The 6,445-nt window shown below is 73.0% G+C and carries 2 protein-coding genes; both read left to right on the top strand.

Going from position 1 to position 6,445, the window contains the following annotated elements; translation table 11 throughout:
- The first annotated feature begins 52 nt into the window (after positions 1–52).
- On the top strand, positions 53–3,301 hold the full coding sequence (locus tag G4D87_RS31280) for an SDR family NAD(P)-dependent oxidoreductase (RefSeq protein ID WP_371928626.1): 3,249 nt from the start codon (positions 53–55) through the stop codon (positions 3,299–3,301).
- 18 nt (positions 3,302–3,319) lie between these two features.
- The gene (locus G4D87_RS31275) at positions 3,320–6,400 is read left to right on the top strand and encodes a type I polyketide synthase (protein ID WP_240358753.1); all 3,081 of its coding nucleotides are present in this window, start codon (positions 3,320–3,322) and stop codon (positions 6,398–6,400) included.
- Positions 6,401–6,445 lie beyond the last annotated feature (45 nt).

The raw sequence follows: 6,445 nt of genomic DNA, 5'->3' as shown, positions 1-6,445 counted from the left end.
GTGACCGCAAGCGTCGCCGCCGTCGCCGCCGGGCCCGTCGCGGCCGTGGCAGCTGCTGGTCCTCTCCGCGAAGAAGCCGGCCGCGCTCGACGCCATGACCCAGAACCTGGGCGCGCACCTGGCGGCACACCCCGAGCAGGCCCTGGCGGACGTCGCGCACACCCTCCAGATTGGCCGCAAGGCGTTCGCGCACCGGCGCGTGGTGGTCTGCGAGCGTGGCGAGGACGCGGCCACGGTGCTGTCCGAGGTGAACCCCGAGCGCGTGTTCACGGACGTGGCCAAGGACGGGGGCCGCTCCGTCGTGTTCCTCTTCCCCGGCGGTGGCGCGCAGCACCTGCGCATGGGGCAGGAGCTGTACGAGCAGGAGCCCGCCTTCCGCGAGGCCTTCGACGCGTGCGCCGCCATCTTCCAGCGCCGCGGCGGTCCGTCGCTTCGCGCGGTGCTGTACCCGGCGGGCGACGCGGACGCGGGCGCGCCCCTGCCCCGCCCCTCCGTGGGCCTGCCCGCGCTCTTCACGGTGGAGTACGCGCTGGCGAAGCTGTGGGAGTCCTGGGGCATCCGGCCCGAGGCGATGATTGGCCACAGCATGGGCGAGTACGTCGCCGCGTGCCTCGCGGGCGTCTTCTCGCTGGAGGACGCGCTGGCGCTGGTGGCCGAGCGTGGCCGCCTCTTCGAGCAGCTCCCGTCCGGCGCCATGGTGAGCGTGGCCCTGTCCGAACAGGCGCTGCAGCCGCTTTTGGGCGAGCGCCTGTCCCTGGCCGCCGTCAACGGACCGTCGCAGTGCGTGGTGGCCGGCGACACCGCCTCGGTGGATGCGCTGTCCGCCGACCTGGCCACGCGAGGCATCGAGCACCGGCGCGTCCACATCGACGTGGCCGCGCACTCGCACCTCATCGACTCCATCCTGCCGGCGTTCGCGGCGTTCGTCGGGCGGCTGAAGCTCCAGACGCCGACGCAGCCCTTCGTCTCCGGCGTGACGGGGACGTGGGTGACCGAGGAGGAGGCCACCGACCCGAGGTACTGGGTGCGCCACCTGCGGCAGACGGTGCGCTTCGGTCCGGGCGTGCGCTGCCTGCTGGAGGACCCGTCGCGCGTGCTGCTGGAGGTCGGTCCCGGGCGGACGCTGGGCTCGCTCGCGCGCCTGCAGGTGGAGCGCGGCCAGCCCACCGTGGTGCTCACGTCGATGCGGGCGCCTCGCGAGCCCGGCTCCGACCTGCGCTTCGTGCTCACCACGCTGGGCCGGCTCTGGGCGGCGGGCGTCCCCATGGACTGGCGGCGGCTCCAGGCCGGAGAGCAGCGCCGGCGCGTCGTCCTGCCCACCTACCCCTTCGAGCGCAAGCGACACTGGCTGGCGCCGAACGCGGCGGGCCTCCCCATCGCCAGCGAGGTCTCCCTCGCCCGGCGCAAGGACGCGGCGGACTGGTTCTATCTGCCGTCGTGGAAGCGCACGCTCGCGCTGCGCGCGACCACCGCCGCGCCCCAGAATTGGCTCGTCTTCACTGACACCAGCGGGCTGGGAGACGCGGTGGCGACACGGCTCGCGGAGAGCGGCGGCCGAGTCACCCGGGTGTCGCAGGGCTCCGACTTCCGCCGCGTGGATGACGGCGCCTTCGAAGTGGACCCCACCCGCCCGGAGACCTACGCGGCGCTGCTGAGCGCGCTCGCCGAGGACGGCTTCCGGCCCGAGCGCATCGTCCACCTGTGGAGCGTGGACTCGGCGGGAGAAGGACTCGCGGGCGTGGAGCACGCCCAGCGCACCGGCCTCTTCAGCCTGCTCTTCCTGGCCCAGGCGCTGGCGGGCCAGGGCGCCTCCGGCCCCGTGCAGCTCACGGTGGTCTCCAGCGGCGTGCAGGCCGTCACCGGGCATGAGGTGCTAGCCCCGGAGAAGGCCACGCTCCTGGGCGCCTGCCGCGTGCTGCCGCACGAGGTGCCGGGCCTGTCCTGTCGGTCCATCGACGTGGAAGCCCCGAGCTGTAGCAAGACGCTTCAGGCCCTGGCGGCGCGGCTGACGTGTGAGCTGGCCACGGGCTCCTCCAACGGCGCCGTGGCGCTCCGAGGCCCGAACCGCTGGGAACAGTCGCTCGAGCAGGCGCGCATCACCGCACCCGCGGCGGATGCTCCGTCGCGCCTGCGTCAGCGCGGCACGTACCTCATCACCGGCGGCCTGGGCGGCATCGGGCTGGTGCTGGCGGAGTCGCTCGCGCGGCAGGTCCAGGCGCGGCTGGTGCTGGTGGGCCGCAGTGCCCTGCCGGAGCGCGACACCTGGGACACCTGGCTCGCCGAGCACGGGGAGCAGGACCGGGTGAGCCAGCGGCTTCGTCAGGTGCTGGCGCTGGAGGCGCTGGGCTCCGAGGTCCTGGTCCTCCAGGCGGACGTGGGCGACGCCGAGCAGATGGCGGAAGTGCTGCGCCGGACACGGCAGGCGTTTGGCGAGCTCCACGGCGTCATCCACGCGGCGGGCGTGCCGGCGGGTGGCCTGGCCCAGCTCCGCACCCAGAAGGCCGTGGAAGACGTCCTGCGCCCCAAGGTGGCGGGCACATGGGTTTTGCACGCGCTGCTGCGCGACATGCCCCTGGACTTCTTCGTGCTCTGCTCGTCTCGCACCGCCTACACGGCCGAGCCCGGGCAGATTGACCACTGCGCCGCGTGTGCCTTCCAGGATGCCTTCGCCCACCAGGCCGCGGCGACGGGGAGCCTGCCCATCATCTCCCTGGGCTGGGACACCTGGCGCGAGGTGGGCCAGGCCGTGACGACGCAGATGCCGGACGGCGCCAACCCGATGCGGGAGGCGATGCTGGCCCATGCCCTGACACCGGCCGAAGGCGTGGACGTCTTCGAGCGCGTGTTGGCGCAGGCCCCCACGCACATCGTCGTGTCCACCGAGGATTTGCGAGCGGCCATGGCGCGCAGCGCCTCGCTGCTCCAGGACTTGATGGGCCCCATGGAGACGGACGCCGCGCCGACGACGGAGCGCACGGCGCCCGCCAGCATGGACGAGGCGGAGCGCGAGCTGGCGGACATCTGGCAGCGCTTCCTGGGCGTGGAGCGCGTGGCGCTGCACGAGAACTTCTTCGAGCTGGGTGGGAACTCGCTGATTGGCCTGAAGGTCATCAACGAGGTGAAGCGCCGCTTCGGCAAGGAGCTGCCGGTGGTGGCGCTCTTCGAGAACCCCACGCTCAGCGCCATGGCCCGGCTGCTGACGCAAGGGCAGGAGCAGGGCTCGGCCACCACCAGTGACCGGCGCAGCCGCGGAGCGAAGCGTCGGGAGCTCATCCAGCAGCGGCGCCAGTCGGGGAACTGAGCGCAAGAGGGGGACAGCGTGTCGGACAACAACACGGGCATGGAGATCGCAATCACCGGCATGGCCGGGCGCTTCCCGGGCGCGCGCAGCCTGGAAGAGCTGTGGCGCAACCTCTGCGACGGCGTGGAGGCCATTGAGCCGCTTTCGGACGAGGCGGTCCTCAAGGCGGGCCTGCCCCCCGAGGTGCTGAAGGATCCGCACTTCGTGAAGGTGGCCTCACGGCTGGAAGACGTGGCGGGCTTCGACGCGGCCTTCTTCGGCTACACGCCGCGCGAGGCGGAGGTGATGGACCCGCAGCAGCGCCTCTTCCTGGAGTGCGCGCTGGAGGCGCTGGAGGACGCGGGCTACGGCGCGCCGCCTCCCGAGCTGCTGGTGGGCGTCTTCGGCGGCCAGGCCCTGAGCACCTACCTGCTGCTCAACCTGATGGGGAACGCGGAGCTGATGCGCACGGCGGACCCGCTCCAGCTCAACCTGGGCAACGCGGGGAGCTTCCTCACCACGCGGGCCGCCTACAAGCTGGACCTGCGCGGCCCCAGCTTCAACATCGAGAGCGCGTGCTCCACGTCGCTGGTCGCGGTCCACGTCGCCTGTCAGAGCCTGCTCAACCAGGAGTGTGACGTCGCGCTGGCGGGCGGCGTGTCCATCAACCTCCAGATTCAGGGCGGCTACCGCTACGTGGAGGGCGGCATCCTGTCGCCGGACGGGCACTGCCGGCCCTTCGACGCGCAGGCCAAGGGCATCGTCTTCGGCAGCGGCGCGGGCGTGGTGGCGCTGCGGCGCCTGGAGGACGCGCTGGCGGATGGCAGCCCCATCTACGCGGTCATCAAGGGCTCCGCGGTGAACAACGACGGCGCCGCGCGCGTGGGCTACACCGCGCCGGGCGTCGAGGGCCAGGCGGCCGTCATCTCCGAGGCCCTGGGCAGCGCGGGCGTATCGGCCGGGAGCATCGGCTACGTGGAGGCGCACGGCACCGGCACCGCGCTGGGAGACCCCATCGAAGTGCAGGCCCTCATCCGCGCCTTCGGCGACGAGGCGGCCGGACCGCGCACCTGCGCCCTGGGCTCCATCAAGCCCAACCTGGGCCACCTGGACGCGGCGGCGGGCGTGGCGGGCCTCATCAAGACGGCGCTGGCGCTCAAGCACCGCAAGCTGCCGCCCAGCCTCAACTTCGAGACGCCCAACCCCAACATCCCCTGGGACGCGAGCCCCTTCTACGTCAACACGAAGCTGCGCGAGTGGAAGGCCCCCGCCCGTGAGCCCCGCCGCGCGGGCGTGAGCAGCTTCGGCATGGGCGGCACCAACGCCCACGTCATCCTGGAGGAGCCGCCCGTCCGCGCGCCTGTGCCGTCCACGCGCCCGCACCAGCTCCTGGTCCTGTCGGCGCGCACGCCCACGGCGCTCGCCGCGCAGGCGTCCCGGCTGGAGGAGCACCTCCGCGCGAACAAGGGCCTGGAGCCCGCGGACGTGGCGTACACGCTCCAGGTGGGCAGGCGCCGCCACCCGCACCGCCGCGCCATCGTCTGTCAGGGGCGTGAGGACGCGCTCACCGCGCTGGGTGACATCAGCCGGCAGCTCTCCGCCACCGAGGAGCGCACCAGCCGCCCCACCGTGTTCATGTTCCCCGGTCAGGGCTCGCAGTACGCGGGCATGGCGCAGGGCCTGTACGAGAGCGAGCGCGGGTTCCGCGCGGACGTGGACGACTGCGCCACCCGGCTCATCCCGCACCTCAAGCTGGACCTGCGCGAGGTCCTCTTCCCCGCCGCGAACCGCGCCGAGGAGGCGCAGCGACAGCTGCAGCAGACGCGGCTGGCCCAGCCGGCCCTCTTCACCATTGAATACGCGCTGGCGCGGCTGTGGATGTCCTGGGGCGTGCGACCCGAGGCCCTGATTGGCCACAGCATCGGCGAGTACGTGGCCGCGTGTATCGCGGGCGTCTTCAGCCTGCCGGACGCGTTGGCCCTGGTGGCCGCGCGGGGCCAGCTCATGCAGGACCTGCCGCCGGGCGCCATGCTCTCCGTCGCGCTGTCGGAGGCGGAGCTGGTGTCGTCGCTGGATGCGCGGCTGTCCGTGGCCGCGGTGAACGCGCCGTCGATGACGGTGGTCGCCGGCCCCGAAGACGCCGTGGACGCGCTGAAGGCCCGGCTCGACGCGCGCGGCGTCCAGTCGCGCCGCCTGCACACCTCGCACGCGTTCCACTCGGCGATGATGGACCCCATCGTCGCGCCCTTCACCGAGCGCCTGCGGCGGATGAAGCTGTCCGCGCCCCAAATCCCCTTCCTCTCCAACGTCACCGGCACGTGGGTGACGGCCGCCGAGGCGAAGGACCCGGCCTACTGGGCCCGCCACCTGCGTCAGCCGGTCCGCTTCGCCGCGGGGCTCGCGCAGCTGCAATCCGCGCAGGTGCTCCTGGAGGTCGGTCCCGGCCGCACGCTGACCACCTTCGCGTCCCAGCCCGGCGCGCTCCGGCAGGTGCCCACCACGGTGACGTCGCTCCGTCATCCGGACACGCGGCAGGCGGATACGGCCGTGCTGCTCGGCGCGCTGGGACAGCTCTGGCTGTCGGGCGTGGACGTGGACTGGGAAGCGTTCAACAGCGAGGCGCGGCGCCAACGCGTCGGGCTGCCCACCTACCCCTTCGAGCGCAAGCGCTACTGGGTCTCCCCCGACGGGCACCGCGCCCTGTCCGCCACGCCGTCCGCGGAGCGCGCCCCCGAGCCGAAGGAGCCCGACGAGGCTCCGGCCGCGGGCTACTCCCGCCCCGCGATGGCCGTGGCCTACGTGGCGCCCGACACCGAGGACGAGCAGGTGGTGGCGCGCATCTGGGAGGACGTGCTGGGCGTGCGGCCGGTGGGCGTCCACGACGACTTCTTCGCGCTCGGTGGGCACTCCCTGCTGGCCACCACGGTGGTGGGACGGCTGCGGGACACCTTCGGCTTCACGGTGCCGCTGCAGTCGCTGTTCGAGGCGCCGACGGTGGCCCGGCTGGCGGCCCTGGTGGCCGAGCAGCGCAAGAGCCCCGGCCATGACGACCCGGAGGTGGAGGCCCTGCTGCGGATGCTGGCGGAGCTCACCGCCAAGGACGGCGCGGCCAGCCGTTAGCCGCGCGTCCACCCCCCTTTCGAGAGACAGCCCATGGCACCTCCC

Origin of the sequence: Myxococcus vastator (genome assembly GCF_010894475.1) — a bacterium.
Lineage (GTDB): Bacteria > Myxococcota > Myxococcia > Myxococcales > Myxococcaceae > Myxococcus > Myxococcus vastator.
Note: the sequence above shows the minus strand (reverse complement) of the source record. Positions and strands in the feature narration are given on the sequence as shown.